The sequence below is a fragment of the Streptomyces macrosporus genome (assembly GCF_039533145.1).
GTDB lineage: Bacteria > Actinomycetota > Actinomycetes > Streptomycetales > Streptomycetaceae > Streptomyces > Streptomyces macrosporus.
Map to the genome: position 1 here is coordinate 45,142 of NZ_BAAASZ010000035.1, position 16,444 is coordinate 61,585.

Here is a 16,444-nt window from a genome sequence, read left to right on the forward strand (position 1 = left end):
GCGGCATGCTTCTGCGCCGGCAGACGCCCCGGCAATATCATTCCGGCCACGGAGCCAGACCTGCGTCTGCTGAGGTACTCCACAGCCGCCGCCGAGGATCTGCGCTTCGGACGACGGCACGACACCTGCACATCTCTCAGTCTGCTCTCGGCATCCGGAACCGCAAGTTGGAGCACATTTTCGGCGCGGAGCTGTTCCGCCGCACCAGCAGGCATGTCGAGCCGGCCGCGGCCGGTGAGACAGCCCTCGTCGAGGCACGAAGACGCTGGCTGCCGCAGACCGGAACATCGCCGTGGCGCTCGGCGTCTGTCCCGCTCGGACATACGATTCCGGGCCCGGCCCGCAGCTTCTCCGTATGGGGCAACGTCCTCCACGGTGCCTGGGATGATCCTTCGATGCCGCGGTCGACCGTCACCGCGCTGGTCCGGAACCCGATCAAGGTGCCCGCTGCCGTGCTGCGCAGCCGGGTGGCCAAGGATGCGGAGGTGCCGGCGCCGCGGCAGGAGAACGCGGTGCTGCGCCGCCGGATCGCTCGGGTCCGCCATGAGTCGGCCGACCGGATCCGGCCGGCCGTCCTTTCCCGGCTGATTCCGCAGGAGCGCCGGCGTCGGGTCTCCGCGGTCACGCCGACCACTCCACCGGCCCGGCGCCCACGCCCGGCCGCCCGGGAGTGGGCATTCACCGAGCACCGCCACCCGGAACGGCCCCCGACCGCGCCCATCGCCAGGCAGCCCATTCCGCGTCCGGCGCGCGAGAACGGCACCCGGGGCCGCTGCCGCACACGGGGAGAGCTCGCTCGCCTCGGCTGCTCCATCGCCCCGTCCACCGCACGGGAGATCCCGCGGTCCTCGGGAGTCGGCCCCGCTCCGCAGCGCTCCGGCCACCGTCACCGACCTCCGGGCCCACCGAATCCGGCGACGCCCCCTCCGCGGCGGCCTGATCAGCCAGTACCAGAGAACCGCCTGACCGAACGGCCTCGCCGCAGCTCACAGCACCGAATCGCATCGTCGAGCGACACAGGGCGCAGGCCCGCCGGCGCGAACCGCCGGACCGCACCTTGATCCGGAACCGGCGGTACCCACGGCACGCTCTGCGCGAGGTCGAGCGGTTCCACCCCGAGCACCGGCCGTACCAGGGCACCGTCCGGGCGCGCCCGCCGTACCCGTTGCCCACACCGACGGCGGAACACATGATCCACGCGATTCACATCGCCCTGCCGAAGAACCCCGCGGTCATGGCCGATACGCGCCGCCTCGACAGACGGCCTTCCTCCCAACCGAGCCCACCGGCTTTTCGCACGTCCCCTTCCCTTCCGCCTGTCCCGCAACGGGCCACGCCGGAACAGGCCAGGTCGCCACATCAGCACGGTGCGCCATCCTGCTGATCGGTGGAGAACGACTGAGGGCAGCCTGTTCCGTACCCTGGCGGCATGCGCATGCGCCCCACTCTGAGCTGGACCCCTACCGAGGACCTGCCGCCGGGCACCACGGATCTGGAGCCGGTCGCCGACGCGCTGAGCACCGGCGGTGTGCTGGTGCTCAGCGGTGCGGGCATCTCCACGGAGTCGGGTATCCCCGACTACCGGGGCGAGAGCGGAAGCCTGAGCCGGCACACCCCGATGACCTACCAGGACTTCACCGCCAGCGCCCAGGCCCGGCGCCGGTACTGGGCGCGCAGCCACCTCGGCTGGCGCACCTTCGGTCGCGCCCGCCCCAACGCCGGGCACCGGGCCGTGGCCGCGTTCGGGCGGCACGGCCTGCTGTCGGGTGTGATCACCCAGAACGTCGACGGTCTGCACCAGGCCGCCGGTAGCGAGGACGTCGTGGAACTCCACGGAAGCCTGGCCCGGGTCGTCTGCCTTTCCTGCGGCGCCCTCAGCTCGCGCCGTGAACTCGCCCGGCGGCTGGAGGAGGCCAACGTGGGCTTCGAGCCGGTGGCCTCCGGAATCAACCCGGACGGTGACGCCGACCTCACCGACGAACAGGTCGGGGACTTCCGCGTGGTGCCCTGTACGAGCTGCGGCGGCATCCTCAAACCGGACGTGGTGTTCTTCGGCGAAGCCGTTCCGCCGCAGCGGGTCGAGCACTGCCGCAAGCTGGTCCGTGAGGCGGCCTCGCTGCTGGTCCTGGGCTCCTCACTGACGGTGATGTCCGGGCTCAGATTCGTCCGCCAGGCGGCCCAGGCCGATAAACCGGTGCTGATCGTCAACCGGGACCCGACCCGGGGCGACCGGCACGCCCTCGCTCGGGTCGCGCTCCCGCTGGGAACGGCCCTCACCACCGTGGCCGACCGGCTGGGCATCCCCGTCGACGGCGAGGCGGCGGCCCGGACGAGATCGTGACGGTGGCGGGGGTGTCACCGGGGTTTACCGCGCCGGCCCTTTGGGGCGATTTAGGTCGATGTGGAACCGCAACACCAAGTCCGCCTTCGCCTCCGATCACGGAGCCCGATCCATCCGCACCGGCCCGCCCCCGGTAACAAGATCGACACGTGTTCCGGGTGCCGGCGCAAGACGCACAAGTACGCCAGTGGCGGCTGCCCGCTGTGCCAGTGCTGCCCAACCCGGGCGCGGGTGCGGAAGCAGGTGAGGGATTGACATCCGCCCCTTGATGCGGGTCTGCCACTGGAAAAGGATGCCCGTGTGAAACATAGGCCGCCGACGTCTGCCGGCCGCCCACCCGCCGGCCCCAACTGTGTTGTCCCGACAGGTTGGTGAAGCGGCCGGCGGGGTGGGCACGGGCAGGCCGGGTCGGCGCGGGCTGCGGTGGGCGGTGGAGGCCGCGATGCCGACACGGGCCGCGCGACCCAGCGGTCCGATGCGGTGCTCGCGCCGCGGTGGTACGGCCAGGTCCTCGGCGACGGCCGGAGTGCGGCACGGCCGGTGGTGCGGGCGGCTGGAGCGGTCCCACCTGCCCTCGGCGCCCGGCTGCCGGTAATGGCCCGCCCTGGTGTCGCCGGCCGGTCGGGTACTGGCCCGGACACGTATCGATCCCCTACTGGAGCGCATGAGCGCCTGGATCTCGAGGAAGGCGGCCGACACCACAGGGCGGGCCATGGCCATCGGGGGTTTCTCGTCGCCCGGGACGCGGTGGCGCGGCCGTGGTTCCCCGACACAGTCGGCAGCTGACACGCTGGGATGAGCATTGTCCAACCAGCTACCCGACCTCGGCGCCACAGCCGACCACCGCAGGACCGCTGTCGGCAGCCCGCGGGCCACGGTTCGGCTCGTCGTCGAAGCCGGGCGCGGCGGTTCCGGCGACACGTACTCCTGCGCCGCGCCCGCAACCGCCGACCCTGTTGCCGGTGGAGTGCCGAGACGGACGGTGCCTCCGGGACCTGACGGGGCTTCCAAGGCGTCAGAGCATGAGCAGGAGTCGCGTGTGCGGTACGAGCTTCCGGTTCACGCTGGTGCTCTGTACGAAGATCGTGAAGTCGTCGTTGTGGTCCGGCTTGACACGCACTTCCATGTCCGGCAGGCCGAGCAAGGCTCGGGCCTCGGGCCCCGTGTACACCCGGTCCGTCTTCTTCTCCAGCACCGCGATCTGCTTCCGCGCCTGGATCTTCTCCGACTTGCTCAGCTGGTAGAACGCACCGCCGGTACGGTAGGTGTGCCCGCATTCGACGACCCAGTCCCGGATCGCCGCTTCGCGAGCCACCGGGATCAGCTGGTACTTCGACGGATCCATCGGGGTGAGGCCGGCCGCCTTGATGGTGTCCTTGTTGACCGCCTCCGCACCCGTGGAGAACACCGCCCGCGATCCCCGGATGCCCTGGGCGCGGCCCACCATGAATTTCTCGGTGGCCTGCTGGATGACCTGCCCGGCCTCCTCCAGGCCCTGTGTGCTCGTGGCGTCCCAGATGGCGATGTTGTCCTTCGGGAAACCACACTGCATGGCCTCGCGCTTGCCCATCTGGTCCGGCACGAGGACGGCCAGCGTCCAGTTGTCCTCCTGTGTCCCGATCATCTCGGCCACGGCCTGGACCAGTTCACGCGGATTTCCGGTAGGGGCGTCCGGGCAGCGATGACTCGCGTTCTCCTGCCCATCGGTGAGTATGAACGTCAGGAAGCTGTGGTCTCCGTACAGTTGAGCTGTCTGCGCCAGCTCCCGCTGTGACTTCAGTGCGGCCGCCAGCAGGGCCGTCATTCCACCGACCCGGTACAGCTGCTTCAGCGACGGCATCCGCAGCACGTCCTTGTCGTAGATGACGCACTCCACCTTGTCCGCGAAGACGTACACCGTGACGCGGGTTTCCTGGTCCAGTTCCCTCGATCGGCGGGCAAGATAGGCGATCTGCTGGTCGGCGACTTCGACGACCTTGCGGCTCAGGTGCGACATGGACGAACTGGCGTCCAGCACAAGAGCAACGTGATTGATGTAGTTCTGGTTTCCGGACATGGACAGCTCCCCCTCTTTCCGGCTCGATGCTCCTACCGTCTCACCCACCACTGACAATCGATCTTGGCTCCCGGACCGGAGGAAGAGCCCCCGACCAGGGGCGCAGCCGGGGCACAGCACGAGACTTCTGCGCGCTGTCAGCGGATTCCAGGAGACGTCGCGGGTCTGCACTGTCAACGGGTCGCACCGTGAGGCGCTGTGGTCCGATCGGCGGTGGCGTCCTCTCCCGACCTCCGGCCGGAAGGTTCTCGGGGAGCCGGGCCATGGGGGGACGGAGCAGGGCGATGGCCGGGCGGGAACCGGCCGCCGTCGTGTGCGCGGTCGCCGAGAAGCGGATCCCGGCGGGGCCGGAGCCCCGCCGGGGAGGGTCTACCGGGCCTGGCAGCTCGGTGACGGGGACAGTCCTCCTGGTTCGGCTGTGCCCCACTTGAGGTAGAAGGAGGCCGCCTGGCCGGGTTGGAGCGCGCCGTTCCAGCCGAGGTTCCCGGCGGACCATCCGGCCTCCGTGACGTCCAGTCGGGCGTTCCAGTGCTCGTCGAGCGGCACGCCCGATGCGCGGTTGGCACCCACCCGCCAGCCGGACAGCGGCTCGTCGCCGTCGTTGGTGACGGTGACGCGGACCAGGTGGCCGTCGTCCCAGTCGCCGATGACCTTCCAGTCGGCCGTACAGCCCCCGTGGTGGGCGAAGTCCCCCAATTCGTCGAGGGTGATGACGTTCTCGTGGCCGTAGACGTGCTTCAGGTGCTCCCTCGAGTTGTGGACACCCCCGTTGACGAAGTCGCCGGACCAGGTGGTGAAGTAGCTCCAGTCCACCTGGTACGCCTTCATCAAGTCGGGGTCCGGGATGGAGCCGTTCTCGCTCAGGGCGACCGGCTTCTTGTCGTCCACCAGCTCCAGCAGCCGTTCGTACGCCTGACTCTGCGGGCTGTGGTCGCCGGCGGGCGGGTAGATGTCGGCGCTGACGATGTCCACGACGTCATCGCCCGGATACCAGGCCGGGTCCAGGGAGTTCCACACCCACAGCAGGTTGTGCAGGCCATGGTGGTCGACCATGCGGTCGTACACCAGCCGGTACAGCTCCTTGGCCGGCTCCGGCCCCTTGGCTCCCCACCAGAACCAGCCGCCCTCGGCCTCGTGCAGTGGTCGCCAGATCACGGGAACGCCCGCGTCCTGGAGCCGGGAGAGCTCGGCTGCGATGGCGTCGATGTCCCGGATCAGCAGCGCGTACTCCTCGGACTGCCGGTCGGCGAGGGCGGCGGCCACGTCGAAGGTGGTCGCGTCGGTGTAGAAGCCGCGCCACCATTCACGGCCGGGTTCGTCGATCAGGCCGGTCGGGGCGTTCCAGTGCCAGACGAAGGCGTTGATGCCGCCCCGCTCGTGCCAGGCCAAGGCGTTCTCCACCTCCCGCGAGGACGTGCCGCGCTCCACCCGGCTGGGCGAGTAGTCCATCATGTCCAGGCCCGCGATGGCCGGGGCGCGGCCCACGTTCTCCTCCACCCAGGCGACCGAGCCCATGTCCTGCTGACCGCTGAGCATGTACCGGCCGTAGTTGTCGGTGAGGTAGCGCAGGAGCGACCGCGCCTCGGCCGTGGCCTGCGGGTCCGAGGGGACGCCGTCGGCCTGGTGCGGGCCGCGCGGCGGTGTCGGGCTGATGCTGATGGCGTCGATGTGGTACCAGCCCCAGTTGCTGCGGAAGGCGATGGTGTTCTCGCCCGGTGCGAGCAGGACCCGGCCGGCGTCCGCGGTGGCGAAGACGTCCGACTCGGGCAGCGGCACGTCGCCCGCGCCCTTGCCGTTGAGCAGCATCGATGTGACCTTGGCCCCGAAGGGCGCGCGGTAGTGGAGCGTCAGGTCGAACAGCCCGCCGGGGTTGTCCGGGATGGTGATGACGACCTGGTCGTCGGCCGCGTCGAAGCCCTCCACGTACCCGGTGCCCGAGAAGCCGGTACCGGCCGAGCCGATGGTGACGCCCTGAAGCTCACCGTCCTCCGCCTCGTAGATCATGGGGGCGCTTGTCGGGGCTCCGGGTTCGGCGTGCGCCGTGGCGGGCAGCACGGCGGCGAGCAGGCAGGCGGCAACGGTGACGGCCAGCCGCCGAGCGCCGTGGCGTGCCCGTGTCAGGAGGGTGGACGAGGGCGGCCGATCGCCCCGGAGGCGAGATAAGGGTGGTGTGCGCACGAGTGCGGCTCCTTCTGGGATTTGATGGAAAGAGTTGACCTTGGGAGCGCTCCCATTCACAAGGAACGCCGTGCACGTGTCAATACTCGGAGCAGTCCGCTCCTCGATACCGTCGACGGCCCTGCCGTGGACTTCGCCGATCGGTCACGGTCCGTGGCCGCGCCCCCACCGAGCAGGTCGCGCTCGCGCGCGTCCACACGGCGATCACGTCCCTCGACACGGGCACGCCCCGCTGCGCCGCCGAGCAGACCTTCGCCTTGCTCCACCGGTTCGAACGCCTCGCCGCTCGCCGGGAACGGCGAGGCTGCCCACACGGCGTCCTCGTCCCCGCGTACGGGCGAAACGGCGAGAACACCGGGCGGCGGCCGACCGGAGCCGGGAAACGGAGAACGTCCGCCGCCGCGTCAAGCCGTCCCCGGAGGGGTTGCCGGGATCACCGGCCCCGCTCGCCCCCGGGGAGCCGGCGGTCGTCGCTCAGGATGGCGGTGTGGGACGGAACGCCAGGACGGCGATGTCGTCGGCGCTGTCGGCGCCCAGCCTGATGAGGAGTTCGTCGCAGAACACGTCCAGAGGCTCGCGTGCCAGGGCCGCGGTGTGCCGGCGGAGCCGGGCCATGGCACCGTCGAGGGATTCATCGCGGCGTTCGATGAGCCCGTCGGTGTACAGCAGCACGGTCGAGTGGGCCGGAAGTGGGTTCCTGGCCCTGGGACGGGGCGTGTCGGGGCTCACGCCGAGGAGCAGGCCCGAGCCTTCCTCGAGGTAGCGGGTGTCGCCTTCCTCGGTGGTCAGCAGCGGTGGCAGATGCCCGGCGGAGGAGTGCTCCAGCTCCCAGGAGCCGTCCTCGGCTCGCTTGACGAGGCCGTAGAGGCAGGTGGCGGTGGCCTCTCGGTGCAGGCTGTGGTTTGCCAGATCCAGACGGTGCAGGACCGTCTCGGGGGGCTCTTGGCGGTCCACGGCGATGCCGCGCAGCATGCTGCGCAGTTGGCTCATGGCGATGGCCGCGTCGAGGTTGTGCCCGGTGACGTCGCCGATGACCATGGCGGTGCCCCCGCTGGGGAGAACGAAGCTGTCGTACCAGTCGCCGCCGACCTGCGCGGTGGTGGAGGAGGCGGCATAGCGGGCGGCCAGTTGCAGGTGCTCGATGTCCGGCAGTACGGGCAGCATGGAGCGCTGGAGGCGTTCGGCGATGTTCCGGGTCTCCTGGTACAGGCGGGCGTTGTCCACCCCCAGTGCGAGGCTGCGCACCAGGTCGTCGACCAGAGACAGATCCTCTTCGACGAACGGCCGTTCCCCGCCGACACGGGCCACGGTCAGGGCACCGAGAACCTCTCGGCGGGCCCGTAGCGGGGCGACGATCGCGCTGCTCGCACCCAGTCGCCGGAACAGATCCAGATAGTGGGCGTCCAGTGGGCTCTCGGCCCGACTCGGCGGGGGCGTCTCGGTGAGCAGCAGCGGTCCCGCGCCGCGCAGCACACGGGCCAGGGGGCCCCGCGCGGCCTCGGACACCGGAGGGAGTCCGCCCTCGTACGCTTCGGGGCGCAGCCGTCCGGGATCGCGGTGGACGACGCAGACCCGGTCCACCCGGGCGTGCTCACCGAACAGGTCCACCACGCACCAGTCGGCCAGTCGCTGCGTCAGGATCCGGCCCACACGCTGCAACCCCTCGTCCAGGTCCAGGGTGTCGCTCAGCGCGCTCCCGGTGTCGGCCAGCAGGGAGAGCCGCTCCAGTGCCGACATGCCCGCTTCGGCACCGCTCGTCGTCCTGCCGCGTTCCGGAGCGGTTGGTGAGGGCGGTCCGTCCGATTCCCGCGGCGCTGTGTGGCGGCTTCTGCCGGGAGTGCGCGGCGAGTGAGCGGAAGCGGCCCCCCTGGGGGTGAGCTGGGCGATGAACACAGTGCGTCCGTCGGCCGCCTCCTGGGTCTGGATGAACAGACGGACGGGGACCAACCGGCCGTCGCGGTGCAGCGCCGGGAGCGGTACCGAGCGACCCACGATGCGGGGCCGGCCGGTGAGCAGCAGGGAGGTGAATGCCGCGAGGTGGCGTTTCCGCAGGTGTTCCGGGATGAGGACGGTGAGCCGTTGCCCGACGAGATCGTCCGCCTGCCAACCGAGCATGTCCGCCGCCGGTCCGTTCGCCGCGATGATCCGGTTCCTCTCGTCGGCGGCGATGGTCGGGACCCTGCTGGCCCGCAGGTGCCCGGCATCCCACGGCACCAGCTCCGAGGGGCCTGCGCCCGGTTCGCGGGGCACCACCGTCCACGCGGTGGGAGGCGCACCGGCGAGCTGGTCGGTGATCTGGTCGAACAGCCACTGATGGAAGACACGACTGCGCGGAAGAGCCGGCAAGGTGAGGAGGTGCTCGTCCCGGGCCGCCTCTTCGGCCAGGTCGAGCACCCGGCGCAAGACGAGCACTGCCGGTGTGGAGTCGGCCGGTACCGACAGGGGCAGAGAACGGATGTCCGCGTCGGGAGGCTGCTTCTCCAGCGCGGCCGTCACACATGCGCTGATCACGTTGTTCATGTCCTGGGCAGTGGCAAGGTCCTCCGGCCGCACACCGAACCTCTCTCCGGTGGACGCGGCAAGAGCGAGCTCGCGCAGCAGCGCGTGCCGGTGTTGCCGGGACGCCAAGTAGAGGGCGTCCGGCACGTCGACCAGCGTCACGGTCTCGCCCGAGTCAGAGGGCGGTGTCGTGGCCTCCCACCCCGATGGCGACGGTGGTCCGTCGGGCCGTAGTTCGAACCACACCGTCTTGCGCTCTTCGTCGGCATCGACCCCGTGGCGGGACGCCAGTCGCGCGACCAAGGCCAGGCCCCATCCCGTACCGGCGTACGGAGGGCACTCGTGCGGTACCAGCCGGAGACTCGGCCGATGATCGCTGACCTGTACGCGGATCCTGTCGTCAAGGACTCGAACCGACACCTCGACCCGGGTGCGCGCGTGCAGGACCGCATTGGTCACCAGCTCGCTGACCAGAAGCCGAGAGGTGTCCACCACGTCCGACGCGGCACCCGCCAAGGCGGCCCGCACGAACCGCCGAGCCGCCGCCACGCTCTCCGGCCTCTGGGGAAACCGTCGCGACGGTGTCCCCGGCGGATCGAGGCTGCCCATGTCATCAGTGTGCCTCACGCGGTGCCTCACGCGGCTCGTCTCGCGGCCACGCTCCGCATGTGCGGGCCGGCTCAACGTGGTGTGGGAGTCCGCCGGCAGGGTGAGGAATCCGGCACGGCTTCGGGGAATTCGGGGAACGACGAAGCAGCCGTCGGATGCCGTCCCGGCGCGTCGGCGACAAGGTGGCACGCCGCGAGTGGGTCTGAACGAGGTGCGGGTCTCTTGCCGGGGTGAGGCCCCACCTGCGCCGACCGGCGGTCTGCGTCCGGCCCGCGTGTCGTCGCGGACGGCCTGCCGCTGTGCCGTGGCCGTCCTCACCCCGGAGCGGCAACGTTGAAAGAGGTCGGTCCTCCGGCGGGGATCTGGCGCGTCCGCCGGTTGCCTGCTCGGGGCTCGCGGGCGTCGAACAGGCGTTGCGCGCACACCGGAGGGAGGCGGACGGTGAGGCGGCGGAACCGACCGTCGTCGGTCGTGCCGGTCGGCGCGGCGTAGCCGAACCGGGCGCGGGTCTTCACCGTGGTCCCGCCCGTGGTGGCGGCCGGCGGCGGCGCAGCTGGGCGGCTTTGTTGAAGTCCCCCTTGGAGACGAAGACGTCCACGTTGAACTCGAACTCGGCGACCCGGGTCGGTGTGCTACCGTCCAAGCCGCCCGTCTGGCCTCGGCCGATAAGCGTGTTGCGTGATATGAAGGCGCCCTGCAGGGAGCAGCCGGTCGGCCACCAGTCGCACTTGATCGCCGGCATGACCGTCAGGAGTCTCCTGACAGTACGAGAACCGGTTCTTGATCCACCCGGACCTGTTGTCCGAGTCGTCGGCGTCGAGGCATTCGTCGACGTCGGCGATGTACTCGTACGAATCGAGACCGTTGCTCTCGAGCTTGCGGCCGCGGACGAACCTCTGACCGGGAACGGTGTAGGTGCGCTCCCAGGCGGCCAGTGTTCCGGCAGACTCCACAGCGGACGGGCCGGTGCGCGGCTGCACACCGAGTGCTTCCAAGTTGCCGTCCCTGTTCAGGGCTTCCTCGACCCGGGCCGGGTCGGCGATCAGCTCGGGATCGTTGATCGTGTAGGAGTCGCCGGGCTGAAGGTTGGTGGGAATGCAGGCGGCGGTCTCCACAACGAACGTCCGCCATAGGGACCAGTCCAGGTTGTAGTGGGTGCCGTCGTAGGCGTTGGTGCGGAACTTGTACGTCTTGCCGTCCACGAGCTGCCCGTCCGGAACCTGCACCGTCGCCCACTCGCCGGGCGCGACGGAGTCGGAGACCAGCAGTCCCTCGCCGGCCGGGGTGGTGATCGGCGTGTTGTCTCCGCGTCGTAGACCTGGAGGGTCCCGCTGCCCCTGTCGCCGTCCGCGTCCGCGAACGTGTCCCTGAGCGTCGGCGTGAGGGTGTTGACACCCACACCCCGTTGTAGGACTGGAACGGCGGGCCGGCCTGCTGCGCCGTCCCGTCCTGCGGCCGATAGTTGTAGGTGACGGTGAGCTTGGGCTGATTGGTCGCGTTGTTCGCGGAGTTGACCCGCTTCCATGCCTTCACGTCATCGGTGGGCGGGCATGACGGCCCGGGTGTCGCCGGTCTCGGCACGCATCGTTGGAGGCAGGGCGAGATCCACGGACTCGGCTTGACCCTCACGTTGCGTGAGGCTGGAGGGTGGGGTGCATGAGCGACTACTACAACGCGTTCGAGATGAGTCCCGTGCCCGCTCCCGGCCCGGACGCGGTTCCGCCGGAGCCGTTCCGTGGCATCTACGGAATGCCCGCGTTCGTGACGATCCCCACGAGCGATTTGGCGGCGTCGGTGGACTTCTGGGTTCGTGGACTCGGGTTCTTCGAGCTGTTCAGCATCCCCGGCAGGCTCGTGCATCTGCGCCGGTGGGCGTTCCAGGACGTACTGCTCGTCTCGGCGGAGAGCGTTCCGGAGCAGACACCGGCGATGAGCTTCAGTTTCGCATGCGTGCTCAGCCAGGTCGATCCCCTTGTCGAGGCCTGTCGTGCGTTGCGCCCGAACTCGGTCGATGGTCCACGGGACACCCCCTGGAACACCCGCGATGTGACGGTGATCACCCCCGAGAACGCGCGGATCGTTCTCACTGCGGCGAAGCCCTTTGATCCGGCCGGCCAGGAGGCGCGGAACCTTGAAGCCATCGGAATCACCCCACCGGGCGTCGGTCGCGGTGACAATGAGGAGCATGCCTGATGACACCGACGCCGATGGCCTGACCGTCGGCCAGGTCTCGGCGCGTCTGGGCGTGACAGTCCGCGCGCTGCACCACTGGGACGAGATCGGTCTGGCACGACCGTCGCTGCGCACGGCTGCCGGATACCGGCTCTACACCGCCGGCGATCTGGAACGCCTGCACCGCATCGTCGTCTACCGCGAGATCGGTCTCGGCTTGGACAGGGTCCAAGCCATCTTGGACGACTCGACCGCAGACGTGCCCGGCGCATTGCGCGCGCAGCGCGCCCAGGTCGCCGAACGGATCGACCGCCTCCGGCAGCTCAGTGCCGGACTGGATCGGATGATCGACGCCCACGAGCGCGGCCTGCTGCTGACCGTCGAGCAGCAGGCCGCGATCTTCGGCCCCCAGTGGAACCCGGACTGGCCCGCCCAAGCCCGTCAGCGCTACGGAGACACGACGCAATGGCAGCAGTACGCCGAGCGCTCAGCCGCTCGCGGTCCGGAGGAATGGCAGGCCATCGCCGACGCCATTGCCGACCTCGACCGCGCCCTCGGGGATGCGATGGACGCCGGTGTCACACCCGGCAGCCCAGAAGCGAATCAACTCGTCGAGCGGCACCGCGAAGTGTTCACTTCCTCGTACTTTCCCCTCACCAGGCAGATGCAGGTCTGTCTCGGCCGCATGTTCGAGGCCGATCCGGCGTTTGCCGCCCACTACGACGGCATCCGCGCCGGCCTCGCCACGTGGTTCCGTCGCATCATCGACGCCGGCGCGCGTGCCCACGGCATCGACCCCGACACCGCGACCTGGCAGTAGAGCGCGGGGCCGTAAGCCTGCGGCCATGGGGATGTCTTGCCACTGCGTGAAGCGCCGGCTCGACCGCTACGCAACAGACGGTGGCACAGAGCTTCCAGGACCGCTCCTCCCGTCCGCGCCGCTTCCCGCGCCGGACCGCCCCGAGCATCGAGGCGATGGTGCCGGCGCTCCGCAACACCGCGCGTGTCGGGCGAGGCGAGATCGCTGAGCGCACAGGCGTGCCCGCACGCGCCGTCTCACGCATCCTCGCCCGACACGGGCCCCGCTCCTGTCCCGATTGGACCCCAACACCGGACAACCCGTCCGCGCATCGAAAACAACCGCCGTGCGGCATGAACGATCCGCACCCGGCGAGTCGGTGCACAGGGACGTGACAAAGCTCGGCCGCATCCCTGACGGAGGCGGCCGGCAAGCCCATGGCAGGGCGATGGGATCGACCGCGGAACGCAAACGGGCAACGGTCGGCTACGACTACGTGCACTCCCTCGTCGACGCCCACTCGAGATTGGCCTGCTCACAAGTCCTTCCCGAGGAGAAAGGACCGACCTGCGCAGCATTCCTGGAGCGCGGAATCAGCTACTTCGCCAGGCACGGCATCAATCGGATCCAACGACTGATCACCGACAACGCCTGGGCCCACCGATACTCGCCACCGAGGTCCGCACCTCCCGCGGCCCCCGGCAGAAGTTCGTCAAGCCGCACTGCCCATGGCAGAACGGCAAAGTCGAGCGCCTCCACCGGACCCTGCAAACCGAATGGGCCTACCGTCGAGTCCTTACCAGCAACGACGAACGCACCGCCGCGCTCAACCCCTGGCTCGGGCACCGCGACCACGAACGACACCGCTCAGCCCTCGGAGGCCGGCCGCCGATCAGCCGACTGCAACCTACGGGTCGCCTCACGCGCCGGCCGCATCCACCGGGCACGTCACCGGCTGTCGAGCCACGGCATGTCGATCGGCCCCAGTTCGCCCGTGGGCAGGGGACCACGGAAGACCTCCGGGTCGATCCGGAACCCCGTGGCCGCCGTCGCCAAGTCCAGGAGCCCTTCGAGCCCGATCTCTCCGGGAGACCGCCGCCGCACCCCGTCCGGCTCCGCGACGAGGCCGACCTCCCGCATCGCCGTCAGGAACCGGTCGGGGTCCGCTCCGTCCCGCCGCTCGGGAAACAGCGGCTCGAGCAGCACGGTGCGCACCCCGTGGGCGAAGTGATGGAAGAGGTCCAAGTCGCCGCCGCGGAAGAGGGCCAGCACCTCGCCGTCGTGGGTGTCGGCCGCGGAGACCCACCGAGACGGGCAGACCGGACCGGTCGGTGATCAAATGGATCTTCGAGCCGGTCGGCTCCCCCCTTTTCACCGCCCGCAGGTGTACCGAGTCGATCGCGCAGCGGGGCCGGGCCGGCTCACCACGGGCGCCGAACTCGTCCAGCACCAGGCGGTGGAGCTTGGCCCCCGCCCGCGCCGTGCTCCACTCGGCGAACCGCCGATGAGCCGTCGCCCCGGACTGCCCGAAGGACGCGGACGACAGTTGCTGCCGGGCGCGGCCGGAGGTGGCCACGAAGACACCAGGATGCTCGCCGCCAAGGCCTCGCGGTCGCCGTGCCGGCCGCCGCCCGTCTGCGGTCGGGCCGGGGCGGCGGCACCACCGGTTGGAACGGCTCCCACCGCTCGTTCGGCACCGGCCGTTCCACGGGTGTCACGCCCGCGGACCACCGGCCACGCCACCTGAGATGACTTGTAAACGTCAAGCTCATTCGGTGGTGGTACCAGGTTTGGTGCTGGGGGTGGTGGGCGAAGAGGGGAGTGCTCCTCCGCGGCGCAGGACGGCGTATCCGATGCCGATACCGGCGGCGACGGGCCATTCGAGGACTCCGGCGAGGCCGAGGGCTCCGAGGCCGGCGTAGAGAGGGAGTCCGCCTTTGGCGGGCAGGACGCGCTGGGCTGCGGTGATGGGCAGTTTGACGGCTTTCGCGGCGGCGGAGGCGGTGCGGTCCACCGGGATGGTGATGGTGAGATCGTGTCCGTGGCGTCCGTTCGGGTGCTCTTCCGCCCGCTCTTGTTGTGGTTCGGCGCCGGGTGTGCCGGCCGGCTTGGTGGCCTGGGCGGGGGCGCGTTTGGTGCGAGGAGGCATGGTTTCCTCCGGCAGTAGGACGGCGGGCCCGTTTTGGAGCCCGATCGCGTATACGGAAATTATCCCGCTCGGCGACCCGTGAAGCATCTCTCGGAATGGGCGCACGGGCGTGTTGCTCCACGCGCTTCCGCCCGTTTGGTCACCGAGAGCGATCGAGGAGTTGCCGGTGATGTCGTGGCGCAGGGCCCTGCCGACGGTGCTCGATATGGTGCGCGGCCCGGAGAAGGCGGTGAACGGGGCCGCGGGGCTGCCGGTGCGCTGCGTTGGGGCCTACGGGTGGCGGAGGGCGCTGTTACCGGTCTGCCCGCCGAGGCGGCCGAGGCGGCGGCCCGAGTCGTGGAGCGGGGGCGGGGGACGGCTGGAACGGCCCGCCGATACGGCCCGGGCACGCCCTGACGAGCCGTTGGGGCCGACGTTGGATCCGAGAGATGGTAATGGGCGGCTCCAGGGCCGGGGCAGTCGTCAGCTCACCCGTTCGGCGCGGTGCCGCGCCGAACGCAACCGGATCCGCGCCGGGAGCACGTCGAGGCCCGCCGAGGCACGTGCGTGCTCCAGGGGCCCGTCCCGCAGGCGCGTCAGAGTGTCGGCGGGACTCGCGTGGGGGGCCAGCACCAGTGCGACCCGGGCCCGCGGGCCGGTGCGACGGCGGTCCAGCGTCACATCGATGCGTTCCACACCCGGCAGGGTCCTGGCCTCGGCGGCCACCGCGTCCTCCAGAGCCGGTGCCCGGAGCAGTGCGCCGTGGCCATCCCCGCTGTCGACCAGTACGGCGTCCAGCCGGTGCCGCCGCAACTGGGCCTCCAGCCACCACAGGGCGAGCAGGAGAACGACGGCCGGCACACCGATCGCCACCAGCCGGCGCCACCAGCCCGCCTCCTGCCACCAGGCCGGGGTCCCGCGGTCGAGCAGTACCTCGTCCGGTCCGCTCAGGGGCCACTGCTGAGGCGGGCCGAGGTCCCAGCGCCGCCAGAGGTCGAGCCCGCCCGCCAGCACCGACAATCCCAGCACCAGCAGCACCAGTCCGACCAGTCCCAGCAGGATCCGGTTCACCGCTCCGAGCATCCGGCCCACCTCACTCCTTCCTCACTTCGGACGCCGTACGCGGGTCGACAGCCTCATCCGCCGGGCGAGCCCGAGCTGCCGGACCGCTTCCTCCACGGCCCGGTCCAGATCTCCCCGCACCTCCTTCAGGGGCCGGAAGTGCGCCCGTGCCCGTACCTTGACCCTGCGCCGTCCGACCTTCACTCGGGCGGACTGCACGCCGGGCACCTCCAGCAGCCGGTCGCGCAGCGCGACCGCGGCGGCGGACCGCGCCAGCGCGGCACGCACCTTGACCCCGCCGGGGGCGCCGCCGCGCATCGGTAGCAGCCCGCGCAGCCCGGGGGTCACGGCCAGGACGACCAGCCACAGGCCCAACAGGGCCGCGAGCACCGCGCCGGCGATCACCCAGAGGTCGTCCAGCGGCCGGGTGGCCAGTTCGTCCGCGACACCGCGCCGCCACCGTGCGGGGGTCCGGCCGAAAGCCGAGGCGACCGCCTCGTACAGCAGCGCGATCGCGATCACGGCCAGGACCAGCGCCACGATCGCGGCGGGCACCCGCCGTGCGGACCAGAAGCGCCGCGTGCTTCCGGCTCCGCCGCG

General features: G+C 70.5%; 12 protein-coding genes and 5 pseudogenes. 5 read left to right on the forward strand and 12 right to left on the reverse strand.

Annotated elements, in window-relative coordinates; all coding sequences use genetic code 11:
- Positions 1-5: 5 nt before the first annotated feature.
- Complete coding sequence (locus ABD335_RS30920; RefSeq protein ID WP_425583736.1) at positions 6-1,061, forward strand: helix-turn-helix domain-containing protein; 1,056 nt, start codon at positions 6-8, stop codon at positions 1,059-1,061.
- A 368-nt stretch (positions 1,062-1,429) separates the two neighbouring features.
- Positions 1,430-2,341 (forward strand): NAD-dependent protein deacetylase, encoded by a 912-nt coding sequence (locus tag ABD335_RS24955; protein ID WP_344327570.1) that lies wholly within the window; start codon positions 1,430-1,432, stop codon positions 2,339-2,341.
- A gap of 396 nt (positions 2,342-2,737) precedes the next feature.
- Here the strand turns inward: ABD335_RS24955 and ABD335_RS24960 are convergent.
- The 7 genes and pseudogenes from ABD335_RS24960 to ABD335_RS24990 all read right to left on the reverse strand — a co-directional run.
- Positions 2,738-2,944 (reverse strand): annotated as a pseudogene (locus tag ABD335_RS24960) (IS481 family transposase); the annotation flags it as partial.
- A gap of 412 nt (positions 2,945-3,356) precedes the next feature.
- Positions 3,357-4,397: a vWA domain-containing protein gene (locus tag ABD335_RS24965; protein WP_344327571.1), complete on the reverse strand. Its 1,041-nt coding sequence runs from the start codon at positions 4,395-4,397 to the stop codon at positions 3,357-3,359.
- A gap of 369 nt (positions 4,398-4,766) precedes the next feature.
- The gene (locus ABD335_RS24970) at positions 4,767-6,575 is read right to left on the reverse strand and encodes a glycosyl hydrolase (RefSeq protein WP_344327574.1); all 1,809 of its coding nucleotides are present in this window, start codon (positions 6,573-6,575) and stop codon (positions 4,767-4,769) included.
- 474 nt (positions 6,576-7,049) lie between these two features.
- Complete coding sequence (locus ABD335_RS24975) at positions 7,050-9,683, reverse strand: SpoIIE family protein phosphatase (protein ID WP_344327575.1); 2,634 nt, start codon at positions 9,681-9,683, stop codon at positions 7,050-7,052.
- A 347-nt stretch (positions 9,684-10,030) separates the two neighbouring features.
- Positions 10,031-10,222, reverse strand: a pseudogene (locus ABD335_RS24980) (telomere-protecting terminal protein Tpg); the annotation flags it as partial.
- Entirely contained in the window at positions 10,195-10,326 is a 132-nt protein-coding gene (locus ABD335_RS24985) for a hypothetical protein (protein ID WP_344327577.1), read from the reverse strand. The gene ABD335_RS24985 and the pseudogene ABD335_RS24980, both read right to left, overlap by 28 nt.
- A gap of 457 nt (positions 10,327-10,783) precedes the next feature.
- Positions 10,784-11,216, reverse strand: a pseudogene (locus ABD335_RS24990) (DNRLRE domain-containing protein); the annotation flags it as partial.
- A 123-nt stretch (positions 11,217-11,339) separates the two neighbouring features.
- Between ABD335_RS24990 and ABD335_RS24995 the strand changes: the two are divergent.
- The 3 genes and pseudogenes from ABD335_RS24995 to ABD335_RS30925 form a co-directional block, all read left to right on the forward strand.
- Positions 11,340-11,876, forward strand: coding sequence for a VOC family protein (locus ABD335_RS24995; protein ID WP_344327578.1), 537 nt, complete (start codon positions 11,340-11,342; stop codon positions 11,874-11,876).
- Positions 11,869-12,675: a MerR family transcriptional regulator gene (locus tag ABD335_RS25000; RefSeq protein ID WP_344327579.1), complete on the forward strand. Its 807-nt coding sequence runs from the start codon at positions 11,869-11,871 to the stop codon at positions 12,673-12,675. Before ABD335_RS24995 ends, ABD335_RS25000 begins: the two co-directional genes overlap by 8 nt.
- A 642-nt stretch (positions 12,676-13,317) precedes the next feature.
- A pseudogene (locus ABD335_RS30925) lies at positions 13,318-13,533 on the forward strand (integrase core domain-containing protein); the annotation flags it as partial.
- Between the two features lie 69 nt (positions 13,534-13,602).
- Here the strand turns inward: ABD335_RS30925 and ABD335_RS25005 are convergent.
- The 5 genes and pseudogenes from ABD335_RS25005 to ABD335_RS25025 form a co-directional block, all read right to left on the reverse strand.
- On the reverse strand, positions 13,603-13,926 hold the full coding sequence (locus tag ABD335_RS25005) for a DUF6461 domain-containing protein (RefSeq protein ID WP_344327580.1): 324 nt from the start codon (positions 13,924-13,926) through the stop codon (positions 13,603-13,605).
- A pseudogene (locus tag ABD335_RS25010) lies at positions 13,823-14,372 on the reverse strand (transposase family protein); the annotation flags it as partial. The pseudogene ABD335_RS25010 and the gene ABD335_RS25005, both read right to left, overlap by 104 nt.
- Before the next feature lie 50 nt (positions 14,373-14,422).
- Entirely contained in the window at positions 14,423-14,803 is a 381-nt protein-coding gene (locus tag ABD335_RS25015; RefSeq protein WP_344327582.1) for a hypothetical protein, read from the reverse strand.
- A 462-nt stretch (positions 14,804-15,265) separates the two neighbouring features.
- A complete protein-coding gene (gene amaP, locus ABD335_RS25020; RefSeq protein WP_344327583.1) occupies positions 15,266-15,865 on the reverse strand; it encodes an alkaline shock response membrane anchor protein AmaP in 600 nt (199 codons plus the stop codon).
- A gap of 21 nt (positions 15,866-15,886) precedes the next feature.
- A partial coding sequence (locus ABD335_RS25025) for a DUF6286 domain-containing protein (protein WP_344327586.1) occupies positions 15,887-16,444 on the reverse strand: 558 nt, incomplete at its 5' end.